Source organism: Pseudoalteromonas sp. 20-MNA-CIBAN-0454, assembly GCF_040308685.1.
GTDB lineage: Bacteria > Pseudomonadota > Gammaproteobacteria > Enterobacterales > Alteromonadaceae > Pseudoalteromonas > Pseudoalteromonas nigrifaciens.
Map to the genome: position 1 here is coordinate 59,833 of NZ_JBEOOB010000015.1, position 18,271 is coordinate 78,103.

General features: G+C 42.0%; 19 protein-coding genes. All 19 read right to left on the minus strand.

What is annotated here, in order from left to right; translation table 11 throughout:
* Positions 1-3 precede the first annotated feature (3 nt).
* Positions 4-387 (minus strand): chemotaxis response regulator CheY, encoded by a 384-nt coding sequence (gene cheY, locus AAEZ22_RS09325; protein WP_011327503.1) that lies wholly within the window; start codon positions 385-387, stop codon positions 4-6.
* A 40-nt stretch (positions 388-427) separates the two neighbouring features.
* On the minus strand, positions 428-1,138 hold the full coding sequence (locus AAEZ22_RS09330) for an RNA polymerase sigma factor FliA (RefSeq protein WP_011327502.1): 711 nt from the start codon (positions 1,136-1,138) through the stop codon (positions 428-430).
* A gap of 26 nt (positions 1,139-1,164) precedes the next feature.
* Positions 1,165-2,025 carry a MinD/ParA family ATP-binding protein gene (locus AAEZ22_RS09335; RefSeq protein ID WP_011327501.1) on the minus strand — a complete coding sequence of 287 codons (861 nt, stop codon included), beginning with the start codon at positions 2,023-2,025 and terminating at the stop codon, positions 1,165-1,167.
* A complete protein-coding gene (flhF, locus tag AAEZ22_RS09340) occupies positions 2,018-3,508 on the minus strand; it encodes a flagellar biosynthesis GTPase FlhF (RefSeq protein ID WP_350550279.1) in 1,491 nt (496 codons plus the stop codon). Before flhF ends, AAEZ22_RS09335 begins: the two co-directional genes overlap by 8 nt.
* A 20-nt stretch (positions 3,509-3,528) precedes the next feature.
* Positions 3,529-5,640, minus strand: a complete 2,112-nt coding sequence (flhA, locus tag AAEZ22_RS09345; protein WP_058372793.1) for a flagellar biosynthesis protein FlhA — start codon at positions 5,638-5,640, stop codon at positions 3,529-3,531.
* A gap of 72 nt (positions 5,641-5,712) precedes the next feature.
* Positions 5,713-6,843, minus strand: a complete 1,131-nt coding sequence (gene flhB, locus AAEZ22_RS09350) for a flagellar biosynthesis protein FlhB (RefSeq protein WP_089367878.1) — start codon at positions 6,841-6,843, stop codon at positions 5,713-5,715.
* Between the two features lie 9 nt (positions 6,844-6,852).
* Positions 6,853-7,632: a flagellar biosynthetic protein FliR gene (fliR, locus tag AAEZ22_RS09355; protein WP_058372791.1), complete on the minus strand. Its 780-nt coding sequence runs from the start codon at positions 7,630-7,632 to the stop codon at positions 6,853-6,855.
* Between the two features lie 2 nt (positions 7,633-7,634).
* Positions 7,635-7,904 (minus strand): flagellar biosynthesis protein FliQ, encoded by a 270-nt coding sequence (gene fliQ / locus AAEZ22_RS09360; protein WP_011327496.1) that lies wholly within the window; start codon positions 7,902-7,904, stop codon positions 7,635-7,637.
* 41 nt (positions 7,905-7,945) lie between these two features.
* Positions 7,946-8,686 (minus strand): flagellar type III secretion system pore protein FliP, encoded by a 741-nt coding sequence (gene fliP, locus AAEZ22_RS09365; protein ID WP_089367877.1) that lies wholly within the window; start codon positions 8,684-8,686, stop codon positions 7,946-7,948.
* 4 nt (positions 8,687-8,690) lie between these two features.
* Positions 8,691-9,074, minus strand: a complete 384-nt coding sequence (gene fliO / locus AAEZ22_RS09370) for a flagellar biosynthetic protein FliO (protein WP_041454360.1) — start codon at positions 9,072-9,074, stop codon at positions 8,691-8,693.
* The gene (gene fliN, locus AAEZ22_RS09375; protein ID WP_011327493.1) at positions 9,071-9,469 is read right to left on the minus strand and encodes a flagellar motor switch protein FliN; all 399 of its coding nucleotides are present in this window, start codon (positions 9,467-9,469) and stop codon (positions 9,071-9,073) included. Before fliN ends, fliO begins: the two co-directional genes overlap by 4 nt.
* A gap of 20 nt (positions 9,470-9,489) precedes the next feature.
* Positions 9,490-10,581: a flagellar motor switch protein FliM gene (gene fliM / locus AAEZ22_RS09380; protein ID WP_011327492.1), complete on the minus strand. Its 1,092-nt coding sequence runs from the start codon at positions 10,579-10,581 to the stop codon at positions 9,490-9,492.
* Positions 10,582-10,590: 9 nt separating this feature from the next.
* On the minus strand, positions 10,591-11,121 hold the full coding sequence (gene fliL / locus AAEZ22_RS09385) for a flagellar basal body-associated protein FliL (protein WP_089367876.1): 531 nt from the start codon (positions 11,119-11,121) through the stop codon (positions 10,591-10,593).
* 57 nt (positions 11,122-11,178) lie between these two features.
* Positions 11,179-12,759, minus strand: a complete 1,581-nt coding sequence (locus AAEZ22_RS09390; protein WP_352297034.1) for a flagellar hook-length control protein FliK — start codon at positions 12,757-12,759, stop codon at positions 11,179-11,181.
* Between the two features lie 137 nt (positions 12,760-12,896).
* Entirely contained in the window at positions 12,897-13,346 is a 450-nt protein-coding gene (gene fliJ, locus AAEZ22_RS09395) for a flagellar export protein FliJ (RefSeq protein ID WP_041454359.1), read from the minus strand.
* Positions 13,346-14,680 carry a flagellar protein export ATPase FliI gene (gene fliI / locus AAEZ22_RS09400; RefSeq protein WP_182676776.1) on the minus strand — a complete coding sequence of 445 codons (1,335 nt, stop codon included), beginning with the start codon at positions 14,678-14,680 and terminating at the stop codon, positions 13,346-13,348. The genes fliJ and fliI overlap by 1 nt, the downstream gene beginning before the upstream one ends.
* A gap of 18 nt (positions 14,681-14,698) precedes the next feature.
* Complete coding sequence (gene fliH / locus AAEZ22_RS09405) at positions 14,699-15,514, minus strand: flagellar assembly protein FliH (protein WP_226898005.1); 816 nt, start codon at positions 15,512-15,514, stop codon at positions 14,699-14,701.
* Between the two features lie 3 nt (positions 15,515-15,517).
* Positions 15,518-16,558: a flagellar motor switch protein FliG gene (gene fliG / locus AAEZ22_RS09410; protein WP_193038476.1), complete on the minus strand. Its 1,041-nt coding sequence runs from the start codon at positions 16,556-16,558 to the stop codon at positions 15,518-15,520.
* Positions 16,551-18,266 carry a flagellar basal-body MS-ring/collar protein FliF gene (fliF, locus tag AAEZ22_RS09415; RefSeq protein ID WP_352297038.1) on the minus strand — a complete coding sequence of 572 codons (1,716 nt, stop codon included), beginning with the start codon at positions 18,264-18,266 and terminating at the stop codon, positions 16,551-16,553. Before fliF ends, fliG begins: the two co-directional genes overlap by 8 nt.
* Between the last annotated feature and the right edge of the window lie 5 nt (positions 18,267-18,271).

The following is an 18,271-nucleotide window of genomic DNA, read 5'->3' on the forward strand; positions in this document are numbered from 1 at the left end:
TTATTAACCTAAGCGTTCGAACACTTTTTCTAATTTAGTTTTTAATGTACCCGCAGTAAATGGCTTAACAATATAACCATTAACACCTGCTTGGGCTGCTGCAATAATTTGCTCTTTCTTAGCTTCTGCAGTAACCATTAAAACCGGAAGATGCTTTAATTTGTCATCTGCGCGTATTGCTCTTAACAAGTCAATACCTTGCATGCCCGGCATATTCCAATCTGTTACTACAAAGTCAAATGATTGATTTTGCAACATAGGTAAAGCAGTTGAGCCATCATCTGCTTCTAAAACATTGGTAAACCCTAAATCACGCAATAGGTTTTTAATAATACGTCTCATCGTTGAAAAGTCATCAACAACAAGAATTTTTATGTTTTTATCCAAAACATCCTCCAGTGAGGCCTAAACCTGTATTTACTTACTTCTAATTTATCCAGTCATTGATTTTTGCTTTTAGCTTAATCATCGCCTGACCATGTATCTGACTTACACGCGACTCACTTACATCGAGTATCTGTCCAATTTCTTTTAAATTCATTTCATCGTTATAGTACAACGAAAGCACCATTGCATCTCGCTCTGGTAGGGATTTAATTGCACTTAATAAAGATTCATTAAACCTTTCATTTTTAACATTATTAAAGGGTTTGTCTAGTGCTAAATCGTGCCCAACAGGTGTTATAACATCCTCATCAATACCTAAATCTTCTATTCCCAAGATTTTACTGGAATTAACATCGGTTAAAATATGATGATATTGCTCTAGTGTAATTTCAAGCTTTTGGGCAACTTCACTGTCTGTAGGTTCACGATTCAGGCTGCTTTCTAATGCTGAAATAGCTTCTATAACCTGGCGGCTTTTACGATGTACTGAGCGAGGAGCCCAGTCTCCACGGCGCATTTCATCAAGCATAGCGCCCCGAATACGAATACCCGCAAAGGTTTCAAAACTAGCGCCTTTAGTGGCATCAAAGTTTTTTGACGCCTCTATTAATCCTATCATTCCTGATTGAATTAAATCATCAAGTTGTACACTAGGGGGTAAACGAGCAATTAAATGACATGCTACTTTTTTTACTAATGAGGCGTGCTTTTCAACAATCATATTTAAATTTTGTGTTGATTCATATCCCATAGCTCTATTCACCAATGTAGTCATAGTTAGCCGTTAACGAGTTTCTCAATGAAAAATTCTAAATGACCCGAAGGCTGGTTCGGTATTGGCCACTTTGTTATTCTTGTTGCTAATGTTTTAAAGGCAAGTGCAGCTGGAGAACTAGGAAACAGTTCAACAATTACTTTTTGACGACGTGTTGCTTTGCGCATATTTTCATCATAAGGAACGGTTGCAACCAGCTCCATTGATATATCTAAAAATCGGTCTGTAACCTTTGATAGCTTTGCAAATAACTCTTGCCCTTCGCGTAATGAACGCACCATGTTGGCAACAATTTTAAATTTATACACGCCATGTTCGCGGCTTAATACTTTGATCAGTGCATAGGCATCGGTTATTGAAGTTGGCTCGTCACATACCACAACCAAAACATCTTGTGCAGCGCGAGAAAAACTCAGCACCATATCCGATATACCGGCAGCGGTATCAACAACTAATATATCAAAATCAGTATTGAGTTCGCTAAAAGCACGAATAAGCCCAGCATGTTCTGCAGGCGACAACTCAACCATACTTTGTGAACCCGACGTCGCTGGTACTATTTTGATCCCAGCGGGGCCTTCTACTAGTATTTCATCAAGCTCACATTCGCCAGATAACACATGCGATAAATTACGCTCAACACGTAGTCCAAGCATTACATCACAATTGGCTAAACCCAAATCGGCATCAAGCACTAACACTCTATTGCCTTGCTGACCTAAAGCGATCGCAGTATTTAACGATACATTTGTTTTTCCAACGCCACCTTTACCGCCAGTGACGGCGATAACCTTAACGCCGTTATTATTATTTTTGCTCATTTTACGCAGGCCGCTTGCTTGATCTAATACTGTGTTAATCATACATCTCTACTGTGCTCGACGCCACTGATTGGTGTCGTGAATGTTGTACTTTTGTTCTCTTTAAATATAATTGCTCAGCTTTTTTCACTAGTTTTTCTGCATTTGCAACTCGAATATCTTCAGGTACTCGTTGACCATTAGTAAGATACCCTATTGGCAGGCGATTTTGAATCGCAATACTAATTATCTCGCCTAAACTTAATGATTCGTCGAGTTTAGTGAAAATACAACCGCTTAACTGTACTTTTTTAAAGTGTCTTACGGTTTCTTGTAACACATTTATTTGCGCAGTGGCACTTAATACTAAGTAATTACGAATATCCACACGCTGATTACGCATTAAGGTATTTAGCTGCTCAGTTAAACGTAAATCACGTTGGCTCATACCTGCGGTATCTATAAGTACTAAGCGCTTGTTACGTAAATGATATAACACTTCAGCCAGTTCGTTCGCATCTTTAACTTGTTTAACCCCACAGCCTATAATACGGCCATATGTTGCAAGCTGCTCGTAAGCACCAATTCTGTAAGTATCGGTAGTAATTAGCGCTACTTTATCAGCACCATATTTTTGTGCACCTAATGCCGCGAGCTTAGCCACTGTAGTGGTTTTACCCACACCGGTTGGGCCAACTAATGCGTAAACACCACCTTGGCGCAAAATTTCGTTATTCGTGGTTTGCATCTGATCTTCAACCATAGTTAACAGCGCTTTCCAGCCCTGCTGACGCGGAACATCTTCAGGTACAAAACAAGCCATTTGCTCAGCAACTTCTTTATCGATTCCCATGCCTACTAAGCGGTCAATCATGCATGCGCGCGTTGGGTCACGGCGCGCCATATCTTGCTGCATTAAACCCGACACTTGGTGCTCTAATAACTGGCGAATTGCGTTCATTTCTTCACGCATTGTGCTCATTGCTTCACTTTCGGTATTTTTAGTCGTGTGTGTTTGCGCAACTGGCGTGTCTAATTCATCAAAATCACGGTCTAGGTCATCAAAACCTAAGCTGTCAGCTTGCGTTTGTGGGCGTGCTTGCGCGGCTTCTTCACGCGCAAACATATTTGTAGGGCGTTGTTTAGCGACCGGCTCTTGATAATGCTCTGAGGTATCTATACCTGATTGCGAAAACATTGAAGCCAATTCTGCTGAACGTGGACGCGGCGACTGGCGCTCTAATAATGCTTGTAAGCTGTCGGCTACTTTTGCTTGTGGCTCAGGTCTAGCACGCTGTGGCTCTGGTTTTACAAAGTTATGCATGCTTTGCGAGTGGGCAGAATGTGCCGTACGCTGCTGCAGCGGCACACTTTGTTGTGGCGCGGCGGCTTTAGGGGCTGCTTTGTCATAATCAACCGCTGCGACAATTTCTACGCCGTTTGCGAGTTTTTTATTAGACATAATAACCGCATCAACACCTAGCTCATCTTTAACTTCTTTAAGTGCTGTGCGCATATCTTTAGCAAAAAAACGTTTAATCTTCATGGTTCAACCCCTTTAAAATCTTATTGTTGGCCTACTGAGCTAACAATCTTGATCTGCCTTTCGTCTGGTATCTCTTGATAAGACATCACTCGCAATCCTGGAATGGTGTACTTAACAAAACGAGATAACACAGTGCGTAACATTCCTGACGTTAACAGTATTGAAGGTTCACCGGCCATTTCTTGATTTTGATGCGCTTCGTTTAATGACACTTGAAGTCGCTCTGCAAGTCCTGGCTCTATTCCGGCACCTTCGTCGCCTGCATTTTGTAATGACTGATGCAACATCTGTTCCAACTCAGGCGCCAAGGTTATGACAGGGATTTCTGAAGACATGCCCACTGCATCTTGAACTATTAATCGACGCAGTGAAATACGTACCGCAGCGGTTAAAACATCTGGATCTTGGCTACGCGGGCCATACTCTACAAGGGTTTGTACTATTGAGCGCATATCGCGAATAGCTACACCTTCGTTTAATAAATTTTGTAAAACTTTAACTATGGTAGTTAATGGCAATACATCAGGCACCAAGCCTTCTACTAACCTTGGGTGACTTTTTGCTAGCATATCTAATAGATTTTGTACTTCTTCGTGGCCTAATAATAACGCCGCATTATTGGTGAGTAATTGGCTAATATGAGTGGCAACCACAGTCGCCGAATCAACCACGGTATAACCAAGCGATTGCGCTTCATCTTTTTGATCAGGCTTGATCCACACCGCATCCAAACCAAAAGCCGGATCTTTAGTTTCAATCCCTTTTATAGGACCAAATACTTGCCCCGGATTAATTGCCAATTCGTCGCCGTGTTTTAGTTCGCCTTCGCCACTTGATACGCCCATTAAGGTAATTCGGTATGCATTTGGGTCTAGCTCTAAGTTGTCGCGTATATGTACCGGGGGCACTAAAAAGCCTAATTCTTGAGAGAGCTTTTTACGCACGCCTTTAATACGGTTTAGCAATTCACCACCTTGGGATTGATCAACCAATGGAATAAGTCGGTAACCTACCTCTAAACCAATTACATCAACTTGCTGCACATCGTCCCAGCCTAACTCTTTTTGTTCTTGCTTATTGGCAATGCCTGTACCTACTGCGCTGCCATTAGCGGTTTCCTCAGCAAGTGCTGCTGCCGCTTTTAATTTATTTTGTTGAGTGTAGTAAGCTAAATAACCTAATAGTGCGCCCAAGCTTAAAAACGCTACGTGCGGCATACCAGGTACTAAGCCCATAATAATTAAAATGCCTGAAGCAATAAATAACGACTTTTCGTTACCGAGTTGTTTCTTAAATTGATCGCCCATGTTGTGCGACTCATTTTGACGCGTTACAACAATAGCAGTACCAATAGAGAGTAATAATGAAGGGAGTTGCGCAACCAAACCATCACCTATGGTGAGCAAGGTATAAATTTCCATGGCATTGCCAAAGCTTAAATCGTGTTGGATCATGCCAACAAATAAGCCACCAACAATATTAATAATTAATATAACAATACCGGCAATAGCATCGCCTTTTACAAATTTACTGGCACCATCCATAGAACCATAAAAGTCGGCTTCGCGGGTTACTTCTTCGCGGCGCTCTCGGGCTTGCTCAGCGCTAATAAAACCGGCATTCATGTCAGCATCAATTGCCATTTGTTTACCCGGCATAGCGTCTAGGGTAAAACGCGCCGACACTTCAGAAATACGCCCAGCACCTTTAGTAATTACCACAAAGTTTATGATGATCAAGATTAAAAACACCACTAAACCTACTGCATAGTTACCACCAATAACCACAGAGCCAAAGGCTTCAATTACTTTACCGGCAGCATCACCACCATTGTGGCCCTCAAGTAATACTACTCGGGTGCTGGCAACGTTAAGTGCCAAACGCATAATAGTGGCGATTAGTAACACAGCCGGAAACATACCAAACTCAAGTGGTTTCATGGTGTATACAGTTACCAGTAACACCACCAAAGCAAGGGCAATATTAAAAGAAAATAATATATCAAGCAGGAACGGAGGAAGAGGTAAAATGACCATACCCAGCGCAGCAAGTACCATTAATGGTGTACCTACGCCTTTGGCATACTCTTTTTTATCTTTGTTAAGTTGTTGTAATACCGCTTTAAATCCCATAACCCTACAATTTCAAAAAATTGACACTACTTTGAAATTGCAATAACTATTCCAAGTTATAGGTTATTTAAATTAATACTGATAATCGTCAGGAATAGGCAGTTTTTTATTAAGTTTGGTGGGGCGTTTTCCGCGCCCTTTATTAAAGCGCTTAAGCTGAAACACATAAGCTAATACTTGCGCAACTGCGGTAAATAACTGATCCGGAATTTGCTCTCCCACTTCTGCAGTATGATAAAGCGCTCGAGTAAGCGACGGCGATTCTAAAATAGGCACTTCATTACCAATCGCTATTTTACGAATTTGCATTGCCATTTCATCAATTCCTTTGGCAACTACTATAGGTGCTCCGGCGCGTTCGGTGTCGTACTTTAAAGCCACAGAGTAATGGGTAGGGTTAGTTACAATAACATCGGCATCGGGCACATCTTGCATCATACGTTTTTGCGACATTTGCCGCTGGGTTTGCCTTATGCGCGCTTTTATTTGCGGGTCACCCTCTGAGTTTTTATACTCGTCTTTTACTTCTTGAAGGGTCATTTTAAGTTGTTTATTGTGATTATAACTTTGAAATGGCGCATCAATCGCAGCAATAATAATTAAGGTACAAGACAAGCCTAAAAACATCCAAGCCAATATTTCTAAGGCATGAATAATATTACCTGGGGCGCTTTCTACACTTAAGTGCAGTATTTCATCAAAAAAGGTATTAATTAAAAACACTGCAAAACTGGCAACTAAACCAAATTTTAACAGCGACTTTAACAGCTCCACCCCAGCTTGGGGGCCAAACATACGTTTAAAGCCTTTAGCGGGCGACATTTTACTAGCTTTAGGCGCAGCAGCTTGCCAACTAAAATTAAAGCCACCTAACATGGTGTTACCAATAAAAGCAGCTAATACAATAATAAATACAAACATTGCCATAGGGAACATCAGCGCATCGGCCACTTCGCCCCATACGGCAAACATTTTGGTGGTGTCGTAGGTTTCGTTACGGTTAAGGCTAAGCATTCTACCCATTACGTTATACAAACCTTTACCAATTTCGGGGCCGTACATGAGCAACGAAATAGCCGAAAAGATAAGCACAAACATAGTGCCCAACTCTTTGGATCGCGCTATTTGGCCTTTCTTTTTGGCATCCTCTACTTTTTTGGATGTGGGTTCTTCGGTTTTTTCTTGTCCAGAATCTTCAGACACAATAACCTCCTAAGGCGAGCAGCCCACTAATGAGCACATTAACTCGACCATTTTTAGCCACTGAAACTCAAACTGCGATACAAAGTTACCTAAGGTCGCCCAAATAATGATAAGCCCAGCAACTAAAGTAAACGGAAAACCAATAGAAAAAATATTAAGCTGCGGCGCGGCGCGGGTCATAATGCCAAACGACATATTAATTACCAGCATAGCGGTAAGCGGTGCAAGTGATAGCACCAGCGCTGTAGTAAACATCCAGCCGCCCCAAGTTACTATGTCCCAGTAATGATCCACCGACCACCAATTACCGTCAATAGGCAGCACTTCAAAGCTATGTATCACCATTTGAATCATCATTAGGTGACCATTAAATACAAAAAATAATAAGGTCGCTAAAATAAGATAAAACTGCCCTACTGCAGGCACACTTAAACCATTAGAGGGGTCAACCACAGAGGCAAAACCAAGACCCGTTTGCATAGCCAATATTTGCCCAGCTAACACAAAGGTATTTAACAATAAGGTAGATGCAAAGCCAATCGCAATGCCTATTAGCATTTGCTGAATAACCACTAAAATCATTTCAAACGAAAACAAATTAGTAAAGGTAGCAGGCGGCAGCATAGGCACAGCAACAAAGGTAACAACAATTGCTAAGCCCATTTTTATACGTGTGGGTACGTTTTTAGCGCCAAGGCCAGCCATTACCATAATCATTGAGCTAATACGCACTAATGGCAGTAAAAAGTCACTCAACCATTGAATTACGACAGCAAACGGTAATTCCATACTTAGCCTGCAATTTCAGGAATAAGTAATACTAGGCGGGTAAAAAAGTCCATTAACTCTTGGGTAAACCAGTGGCCGCCAACAATAAGCGCACTTATAGTAATTAGTAAGCGTGGTAAAAAACTCAACGTTTGCTCGTTAATTGAAGTTGCAGCCTGAAACACGGCAACCACTAAACCCACAATTAAGCCCGGCACTACAATAGCAGAAACTAATTTAATTACTAAAAACAGCGCGCTACTTAAAATATCAACAAATACTTCTGGTTCCACGGCGTACTCCTAGTGCGTAATTCGCTTAGTGTTAAGTAAGGTCATGTGCCTAAACCAAAGCTTTTTGCCAAGGTTCCCATCACTAAGCTCCAGCCATCAACCAACACAAACAGCATTATTTTAAACGGCAAAGACACTATCATTGGCGATAACATCATCATACCCATGGCCATTAATACCGACGCCACCACTAAATCCACGATTAAAAAAGGAATAAAAAACATAAAACCAATAATAAAGGCCGTTTGCAGCTCACTGGTTACAAACGCCGGAATAAGTACAATTAACGGCGTGGCCTCTGGCGAGTCTAACTGATCGTATCCTGCTATTTTGGCAAAGGTTTCTAAATCTTTAATACGCACCTGCGACAGCATAAAGGCTTTCATTGGCTCTTTTGCTAGCTCCAATGCTTCCATTGAAGTGACTTGCTCGCTTAGGTAGGGCTCTATAGCGCGCTCGTTCACTTGCTGATAAATAGGCGCCATAATAAAAATACTTAAAAATAAAGACATGCCTAGCAATACTTGATTTGAAGGGGTTTGTTGTAAACCTATGGCTTGGCGTAAAATAGCCAGCACTACAATAATACGGGTAAACGAGGTCATCATGATTATAGCCGCCGGAATAAAGCTCAGCGCGGTCATAATAGCCAATACTTGCAGCGTTACCGAGTAATCTTGGGTGCCATCTGCATTTGTGGTAATGGTTAGTGCGTCTATTCCTTCTGCACTTACATTTGGTACAAACAGCATGACAAAAATAAGAAGCAGGCATTTAGTCATAATTTTAATTCTTTTTATTTTGATTTGCTTGTGGATTTAAAAGCTTACTAAAGCGTTTTGCTAATTCTGGTAGCTCTTTTTCACTCAAAGGTGTATCTAATTTATGTAAATAGTTAATGCTGTGCGGGGTAACCCCTAACAAATGTTGTGCGTTGTCTATTTCTACCACCATTAAACGCTCACGCGAACCAAGCGGTAAACTACGCACTACTTTAAACTCATCACTATTTGCTAAATTTGGATTAAACTTTTTCACAAAAAATGCCAGTACTATAATTAGCACCAGCACCATAACAAGCGATAACACCATAGAGAGAATATCGCCTGTGGGTGTTACCTGCTCTGCTTTTGTAAATACCGAGCTGGTTAAAGCAACAACCATACTCATCGTAATTTTTTGATCCGTTCTACTTGGCTAATTACGTCGGTTAAACGAATACCAAACTTATCGTTTACTACCACCACTTCGCCATGGGCAATTAAAGTACCATTAACCAGTACATCTAACGGCTCACCTGCAACACGGTCAAGCTCTACCACCGAGCCTTGGTTTAATTGTAATAAGTTACGAATATTAATTTTAGAGCGCCCTACTTCCATAGAAATAGTCACAGGTATATCTAAAATTGTATCGAGCTTGCGCTTTTCATCGCCACTGATCTCGTGTTTTGCATCGCTTAATTCATCGAGTTCAGTTACTTTTGCTTGGCCACTGTCATCAGTGCCCTCAGCTTCGGCTAAAGCTGCTGCCCATTCATCCATAGTGTCTTGATCATCGCTCATACGTTTAACCTTTTAATCAATTACCAGTCTAAGTCTACACCGTCAGAGAGGTGTAAATCATCTTCTAGTTCTGCTAATTCTGCATCTGAATCAATTTTCTTGCCGCCTTTGGTAAATACATGCAGCTCAGATTTAACTGAATCAGGTCGTTTAATTTTTTCACTAATTTGCAGCGCAACACTATCGCGTGAGCGGCCCATTTTAGCTCTAAATGTCGGTAACTCTTCAACAAATACAGTTATATGCTCAGGCATTTCTACCGGAATAATATCACCCGCTTTAAGTTCCATTATTTGTTTTAGCGTTAAATCCACTTCCAATAACTGAGTAGATAACTCAACCTCTACGTCCATTATTTCATCGCGTAGTGCCTTACTCCAACGTAAATCGGTGTCTTCGGTATCCGATTGCACACCCGCGTCAAGCAGCTCTCTAATTGGCTCCAGCATAGAATAAGGTAGAGCAATATGAAAGTCCCCTCCGCCGCCATCCAATTCAATATGAAAAGAGCTAATAACCACCACTTCGGTTGGGCTTACAATGTTAGCCATAGCAGGGTTTACTTCAGAATCTAAGTATTCAAACGATACATCCATTACCGGTGCCCATGCTTCTTTATAATCTTCAAAGATTATTTTTAGTAACATTTGCACAATGCGTCGCTCTGTAGGGGTAAATTCACGCCCTTCAATTTTTGCATGGTAGCGGCCATCACCACCAAAAAAGTTATCAACCAAAATAAACACTAAACGTGCTTCCATGGTTATAAGGCCGGTGCCTTTTAAAGGTCTAAAACGCACCATATTTAAACTAGTTGGCACAAACAAAGTATGCACATACTCGCCAAACTTAATCATTTGCACGCCATTTATAGACACCTCAGCGGTGCGGCGCATCATGTTAAATAGGCTAATTCGCATATGACGAGCAAAGCGTTCGTTAACAATTTCCAGTGTCGGCATTCGTCCACGTACGATCCGATCTTGCGAAGAAAAGTCATACTGAAGCGTATTGCCTTCACCGTCTTCACCTTCGGGTATATCTTCCTCGTCAACGTCATCAACACCATGCAATAACGCATCAATTTCGTCTTGGGATAATAAATCGCTCACGCTAGCCCCTTATTGCATCACAAAGCCGGTAAATAATACCCGCTCAATTACTTTACTGCCTTCAACGTCCATTAAGCTAGCTTGTACTTTTTCTAGTGCTGCAAAGCGTAAGTTTTCTTTACCTACACTGGTGCTTAGTTCGTCAGCCGTGGTCATAGAAAATATACTTAATAATGTACTTTCTATTAGTGGAATATGCTTTTTAGCGGTTTCTTCGTTTGCTTCGCCGCGCACTAATAATTCCACTTTAATTTGCACAATTCTATCGCGACTAGAGCCCGGTATGTTAAATACAAAAGGTCTTGGCATCGCAACATAAAGTGCGCTGCCTATTTTGGCCGATGAACCTGTAGAAGAGCTTGCTTGCTGTGCTGTAGCGGCTTCATCATTTAACGTTTCCGCTGGCGTGTCTGAGCCCGAAAGCAAAAAATAACCAACAACAGCTGCAACAATAACAAGCAATACAGCTGCAATAATTACTATGATTTTCTTTTTGCTGTTACCTGTTTCTTCTATTTCTAAATTAGTCTCTTCAGCCATGATATTTCCTTTATTAGCAAAGGTACTTGCTTGTTTTAGCTATTATAATAGCAGTACTTAGGCATAGTAATCTATTGATGATGACGTTTGTTGTCGAGAACTTGGCATTTGTGTATTAATTTGCTCATCGTTTTCATCAGTAGTCAATTCATTATTAGCTAAACGACGACTATCGTTGTCATCATTTTGCTCTGCTCCTTGCCCTCCAGGCTCACCATAAGAAATAGTACTTTCGCCTAAATCTATGCCTTGTTGGGCAAGCATTTCGCGTAAGCGCGGAAGCGATTGTTCAAGCGCTTCTTTAGCTTGCTGGTTTTGTACTACAAAGTTTATTTGTGCTTGCTCTGCATCGCTTCTGATGCGAATTTGCATACTGCCCATTTCTGGTGGGTCGAGACGAATTTCTGCTACTTTATTATTTATGCTAAGCATAGAGCTCACTCGCTCTTGCAACATTTTTGCCGCGTCACTTTTTATAATGTTAAGCGCTTGCATAACGCCTGGGTCCAAGCTTGCTTGTTTAACTTGCGCTGTGCTTTGTAATTGCCCAGCCTGCAACGCTTGCATATCAATTATAGTTTGCTCATACCCTACACTATCGTATAGGCCTAAACCATTTACCGTACTGGTAATTTGCGTCAATAATTGTGCTGCTCGGGGTGATAACTGTTCAGTGTTATTTTTTTGCAATGACTCTAACGATTTAGTGAGTTCTTTATCGCTAAGTGCGTTTAATGCTGTTTTATCATCTGCAGTTATTAATGCTTTTTTATCAATCGATGCGCTTAAATCTGCAATTGTTTGCTTAATACTTGCTAGTTGCTCACCTTGGGGCTGCTCATTTTTAATATAGCTATTTAACTGGCTCAGTAGCGCTTGTTTTTCTGGTGTGGTCAAAGCATTTATTTGAGAATTTAAGGCCTGTTTAGCCGTGTCTGCCGCGCTTGCTTTATCACTTTCAACAACATATTGAGTAAGCATTTGCTTTAACGTTGCTAGGTTGTCGTTGCCATTGGGTTTGCTACTTGCCTGCAGCTGCGTAGTTAATTGCTCATGCTGCTCGGGTGTTAGTTTAGCAAGTAACGGATCTGCTTTAATTGCCTCGCTATCTTTGCTTAGCAAGTTCATTACTGCGGCATCTACCGATTGTTTTTGCGCTGTTGCATCGCCTTTATTATTTGCAGTGGCCATACTTTGAGATAAGGGCATTAGCTTTTCGTTTGCCGCCTCAGCGCTTGCTGCAACATCGCTAAGCACACCTTTTTGCGGTGCAATTACAATAGGGGCAAGCTGATCATCAGGCTTCCCTTTTAATTGCTTAGCGTCTTCATCTAAAGCCTCGGCTTTAGCATCAGCGTTCTTTTTAACTGTGGTGTCTATAGTGTGCGCAGCATTTATTTGCGCCAACATACTATCGCCCGAAACAGCATCGTCTTGTGTTTCAGGCTGCTCAGCCTTAGCATTGCTAGCGCCTGCTTTAGCTTTGCTGTTATTATTGTAAGCCGCTTTATTGGCATCTTCTAACTGATTAAAAAAACCAGTATCAGAGTCATCATTACGTCTTGAGTTACTCGTTTGTTTATTAGAGTAAGCGTCTTGCTCAGATACCGCTAACATTGAAATATCATTAATCGTCATAAATCACCTAATATAAAGCGGCAACAAACCACCCAATAATGCCTAAAATTATAGTTCATTTAACAACAAAGCAATTAACGTGCCTTTGTTTATAAGGTACAAGCTTTTGTTAAAGCGGTTAAAGTACTCGCTACTTACTAAAGTCGATTGTTGTGTCGTTGAAAAAATTGATTAGCCGAAAATTCATCCAACATTTTTTGCTCATTTTTAGCCACTAGCACATCGGCCTTTAACTGTTGTTTTTCTATGAGTTTAGCGACTGCTTTAGCCTTAATTTGCTGCTTTAACCACAGGGTTTTACGCTGGCTAACCACTTGTTTTGCAGTGTTAACTGTATTGGCTTGTTGGCGAATTGCTTCTTCTATTTTAGCAATAAATGCATGAAACTGACTAAACCCAGCACTTGATAAGCCCGACTGCCCTTTAATGTGTAATTGCTGGGTGTATTCCAATCTAAAGTTATTTAAACCTTGGAGTTTTTGCTGGTTTGCCTGCAAATTTTGATTCGCCTGCAAATAGCTCATCCGCAGCGTTTCTTCTTTATCGTTTTCAATCTTTAGTAATAAATGCAGTTTGTTTTTAGCCATTATGCTTGCCCTAATAACTGCGCTAGCCCTTGCAGGCCGTCGTCGTAACTAATTACATCACGCATGCCTTGCTGTAAGAAGGCATTTACTCTTGGCATCATATTTATGGCTTGATCAAGCATTTGATCTGTCCCTTTTTGATACGCACCTAAGGTGATCATGTCTTTATTTTGCTGGTACATAGAATATACCTGCTTAAGCACTCGCGCTTGTTGCATATGCGTCTCAGATACCACTTGTGGCATCACTCGCGAAATGGATTTTTCTATATCAATTGCCGGGTAATGACCGCTGTCGGCCAGTTCCCGCGAAAGTACAATATGGCCGTCGAGTATAGCGCGCGCCGCATCGGCAATGGGGTCTTGCATATCATCGCCTTCACTTAGTACGGTAAAAAAGGCAGTAATAGAGCCTTGCCCTTCTCCGCCGTTACCGGCACGTTCCACCAGCGCTGGCAGTTTTGCAAACACCGAAGGCGGGTAGCCTTTAGTCGCCGGTGGCTCGCCTACTGCAAGTGCTATTTCACGCTGCGCCATGGCATAGCGCGTTACCGAATCGAGCAATAACAAAACGTTTAATCCCTGATCGCGAAAGTACTCTGCAATTGTTACCGCAGTTTCGCAGCCTTTTAAACGCATTAATGGTGAAGAATCTGCCGGTGCTGCTACAACCACCGAGCGTTTACGCCCCTCAACACCAAGTATTTCTTCAATAAATTCTTTTACTTCGCGGCCACGCTCACCCACCAGTCCCACCACAATAACATCGGCTTCACTACCACGAGTCATCATACCAAGCAGTACCGACTTACCTACACCCGAGCCTGCAAACAAGCCCATTCGCTGGCCTTGTCCTACTGTTATTACTGAATTTATAGCACGCACGCCTACATCCATAGGCTGGCTTATAGGTCGTCTTGAAAGAGGGTTTATCGGTTTTTGGGCAAACTTAAGATAGTGCTCGGCATTAATTTTACCTAAACCATCAAGAGGACGACCTAAGCCATCAACTACGCGGCCCAGCAAACTCATGCCTACAGGTAAACCTGTGTCGTTAAGTTGGGGGATCACCCGAGCACCAGGGAGCACCCCCGATATATGATCGTTTGGCATTAAATATAAGGTTTGGTCGTTAAAACCAACTATTTCGGCATCAACAAAGCCGTTCATAGTTTCTATTTTACATTGGCTACCTACAGGCGCACGTAAGCCTTTGGCCTCAAGGGTTAGGCCAACTACTCGTGTTAAAATACCCGCTACAGCAAGTGTTGGCGGTTTAATATGCTGTTTGTATTGAGATAAGCGTTCGCTTAATGAAACATCTAAAGCAGACATAACAGACCAATAAAATAGTTAGATACTACTGCTATGCAAAAAACTATCCAATGTTTCTTTGACACGCGTTTTAAGTGTCATATCAAGCGATGATTGCGCCGTTTTAACTTCGCAGCCGCCTCGCTCTAACGTTGGCTCTGCAATCAACTGCCAGTTATTATCTGTCACTGTTTGCTCGCCATAACTTTGCTTTATTAGCTCTAAATCTTCGGGGTGTAAATGAATGCGTACTTTTTCTTGCTCGGTATTAAGCGCATCAATACTGTGTTTAAGGGTGTGTAAAATAACATCAGGAGAGGTTTTTACTTCTTGATAAATAATAGCTTCTGCAAGCATAACGGCTAATTGCACTAATTGCTTTTCAGCTTGCTCATCTACTTTACTTAGCGGCGCGGTTAACCCCTCTAAAATACTACGTAGGCCAGTTAACTGCTCCTCTATTAGTGGTTTTACATCTTCTTGGCCTTGGGTTTTTCCCAGCTCTAGGCCCTCTTTGTAGCCAGCTTCTTTACCTTCGGTAACGCCTTTATCAAAACCGTCTATGTAACCTTGCTCGTGCCCTTGTTTTACACCTTCTTCAAACGCATCTTGTCTAATGCGCTCAAGTTCGGCCATAGTAAGCGCAGGTAACTCAGGTTCTTGCGGCTCTTCAATTAGCGACTCTTCAGCCATTTCTTTTCGATACAACTCAGCAAGCGGTGTACCAAAGGCAGTAGAGCGATTACCAAAGCTTTTTTCATCGGGTGCTACATCAGGAACATCCCAGTGCTTTAATAGTTCATCGGCTTCATCTGCGTGCAGTGGACGCCCTTTGTGCATTGACGATTTAGTCATGGTTTATAAAAACTCCTCGCCGCCGCCGCTGCCAAGCTGTATTTCGCCCGAGTCAGACAATCGACGCGCCGTAGAGAGTATTTCTTTTTGCGCTGCTTCTACTTCACTAATACGCACTGGTGCCATTGCCTCTAAGTCATCGGCAAGCATTTCGGCAGCACGTTTAGACATATTACCGAGTATTTTTTCTTTAAGCGCATCGTCTGTACCTTTAATAGCTTTCATTAGTACGTCTTGTTGTACTTCGCGTAAAATTGCTTGAATACCACGGTCGTCTACGTCCATTAAGTTTTCAAACACAAACATAAGATCTTGAATTTGTTGCGACATTTCTTCGTCATGCTCACGAATAGAGTCCATTAACTGCCCTTCTACGTTGGTATCTAGGTAGTTCATAATATCGGCAGCCGCTTTTAAGCCACCCATTTTCGCAGCTTGCGCACCCGCTTGGCCTGCAAACTGTTTTTCCATAATTTCGTTAAGCTCTTGCAAGGCAGCTGGCTGCACTTCTTCAAGGTTAGCAATACGCATGGTTAAATCCAGGCGCACTTTATCAGGAAACTGCGCCAGTATTTCGGCAGATTGCTCAGGCTCTAAATAAGATAATACAATGGTTTGAATTTGCGGATGCTCATTACGAATAATGTTAGCTACTTGTTTCGAGTCCATCCACTTTAACGAATCAAGTCCTTTAGCGCCCGATCCCATTACTATTTGGTCAATTAAGCTGGCGGCTTTATCTTCACCTAATGCAGCAGTAAGCGCTTTTTTAATAAAGTCTTCTGATTGAAAACCAATTGTACTAAAGCTTTGAATTTGTTCTATAAATAAATTATGTACTGCGCTTATTTTAGCTTGCGATAGATCCTGCAAACCGGCCATCGCCATACCCACTTTTTGCACCTGTTTGGGCTCTAAGTGTTTGAGTATTTGCGCTGCATCTTCTTCAGATAAACTTAATAGCAATATGGCCGCTTTATCTACGCCATCTAGCTTATCAACATCGAAAGCTGCTGGGAGTTGTTTTTGGTTTTGATCAGTCATCTTCTGTTAACCACGCTTTCACTACTTGTGATGATAGTTCTGGTTCGTTAGCTACAAGGGCACGAACGGCTTTAAGTAAGTCTTCGTCACCATGTAAATCGGGTAGCTGCAGTGTACCATCGCTTGAGAAGCCAACTGAAGCAGAATCAAAGTCTTTATTTAGCATATCTAAGCTACTATCGCCAATATCAACCCCTGAGCTAAGTGCATCTTCATCGTACTCATCAAGCGTGCTGTCTGGGTAAATTAAGCGTTTTAGCATAGGTTTAACTACCGCCATAATCAACACAATAATAACCAATGCTGCCAGTACTAAGCGTACTATTTTCATAAACCAGTCTTGTTCCCATAAAGGTACTTCAAAACTCATATCTACGGCTTCTCGTACAAAGGGAACTGTTACTACTTCTAGGGCATCGCCGCGTTGTATATCAAAGCCAACACCACCTTGTAATAAACGTCGAATATTTGACAGTGCTTCAGCCGAGCGCGGGGTCATGGTGGTTTCACCGTTTTCGCCCACTGTTGGCAAATAATCAACCGCTACCGATACACTAATTCTGCGAATCGTACCGCTTTGTTGGCGCTTATGCGAAATAGTAGTATCGAGCTCATAGTTACGCGTGGCTTCTTTATGCGTACGACTCGGTGAAGTAGCACTTCCTGCGCCGCCTTGGCCTGCTACTTCTGGAATATCTGAATTTACCGGAGGCTGATTACTTAACGCGCCAGGAATACCCACAGCTAAGCCGCCTATGTTGTTTTCCTCAAACGTGGTTTCGCTTCTTACCGCTGGTAGGTCTGGGTTATAACGTTTTTGCGTTTCTTCTAATGAGCTAAAGTCCATGCTCAAATCAACTTGCGCAGTGTAATTACTCAAACCAACAATAGGGATTAAAATGCTATCAATTTTTTCTAGGTATTCTTGCTCGCGCTTACGCTCTAGGTCGTACTCTTTACGAGAACGCGCAGAAAGTGAGCTTTGTGAGCCCGAATTTAATAAACGGCCATTTTGATCGGTAACCGTTACACGTGCAGGCTCTAATCCTTGCACTGCTGAGGCTATAATATCCACAACAGAGTCTACTTCTTCGCTGTTAAGCGAGCGTCCGCGTTTAAGCGTAAGTACGACCGTTGCTGATGGTTTTTTCTCTCTGCGGGCAAATACGTTTTCTTTTGGAATAGCTAACAGCACCTTGGCGCGAGTGATGTTATTTAGCTCTTCTATAGTGCGGGCAAGTTGTTGCTCTCGGCCATGCTTTAGGCGCTCGCGCTCTAAGCGCTGGCTTACACCAAAGCCCATGTCTTGCATTATTATGTCTGAACCAGAAGTAGGACCTTGATCCAAGCCTTCGCGAGTCATTAGTAATTTTATATTTTGGTATTCGCTTTCATCAACCGACACTACATTGCCATCTAGTTGATAATCTATTTTTTGCGCATCTAAAAAATCAAGCGTTTGAATTAGCTCTTCGGTGGGCATTTTACCTAATGGGCGCATATCTGGCTGACGTGCCCAAATAATCACAAAAATGGCAATTGCCAAACAAATCGCCAGTGCAATAATAAGGGTAACTTGACGCAATACATCAACACCGCTTAACGCACTTAAATAGCCCGACTTTTGTTCTTGTTGATCGTCACTATCGCTTTGCTCAATACCGCCACTAGCAAGTGCAAGATCTGTAGATTGATTAGATTGCGCCACAATTA

What these genes read in the sequence shown, in the direction of transcription:
- AAEZ22_RS09330 (WP_011327502.1), bottom strand. Translation starts at nt 1,138, where the DNA reads ATGGGATATGAATCAACACAAAATTTAAATATGATTGTTGAAAAGCAC.
- flhF (WP_350550279.1), bottom strand. Translation starts at nt 3,508, where the DNA reads ATGAAGATTAAACGTTTTTTTGCTAAAGATATGCGCACAGCACTTAAA.
- fliR (WP_058372791.1), bottom strand. Translation starts at nt 7,632, where the DNA reads ATGGAATTACCGTTTGCTGTCGTAATTCAATGGTTGAGTGACTTTTTA.
- fliL (WP_089367876.1), bottom strand. Translation starts at nt 11,121, where the DNA reads ATGGCTGAAGAGACTAATTTAGAAATAGAAGAAACAGGTAACAGCAAA.
- fliO (WP_041454360.1), bottom strand. Translation starts at nt 9,074, where the DNA reads ATGAGTATGGTTGTTGCTTTAACCAGCTCGGTATTTACAAAAGCAGAG.
- fliP (WP_089367877.1), bottom strand. Translation starts at nt 8,686, where the DNA reads ATGACTAAATGCCTGCTTCTTATTTTTGTCATGCTGTTTGTACCAAAT.
- fliG (WP_193038476.1), bottom strand. Translation starts at nt 16,558, where the DNA reads ATGACTGATCAAAACCAAAAACAACTCCCAGCAGCTTTCGATGTTGAT.
- fliJ (WP_041454359.1), bottom strand. Translation starts at nt 13,346, where the DNA reads ATGGCTAAAAACAAACTGCATTTATTACTAAAGATTGAAAACGATAAA.
- fliN (WP_011327493.1), bottom strand. Translation starts at nt 9,469, where the DNA reads ATGAGCGATGATCAAGACACTATGGATGAATGGGCAGCAGCTTTAGCC.
- flhA (WP_058372793.1), bottom strand. Translation starts at nt 5,640, where the DNA reads ATGGGATTTAAAGCGGTATTACAACAACTTAACAAAGATAAAAAAGAG.
- AAEZ22_RS09390 (WP_352297034.1), bottom strand. Translation starts at nt 12,759, where the DNA reads ATGACGATTAATGATATTTCAATGTTAGCGGTATCTGAGCAAGACGCT.
- fliH (WP_226898005.1), bottom strand. Translation starts at nt 15,514, where the DNA reads ATGACTAAATCGTCAATGCACAAAGGGCGTCCACTGCACGCAGATGAA.
- fliI (WP_182676776.1), bottom strand. Translation starts at nt 14,680, where the DNA reads ATGTCTGCTTTAGATGTTTCATTAAGCGAACGCTTATCTCAATACAAA.
- AAEZ22_RS09335 (WP_011327501.1), bottom strand. Translation starts at nt 2,025, where the DNA reads ATGATTAACACAGTATTAGATCAAGCAAGCGGCCTGCGTAAAATGAGC.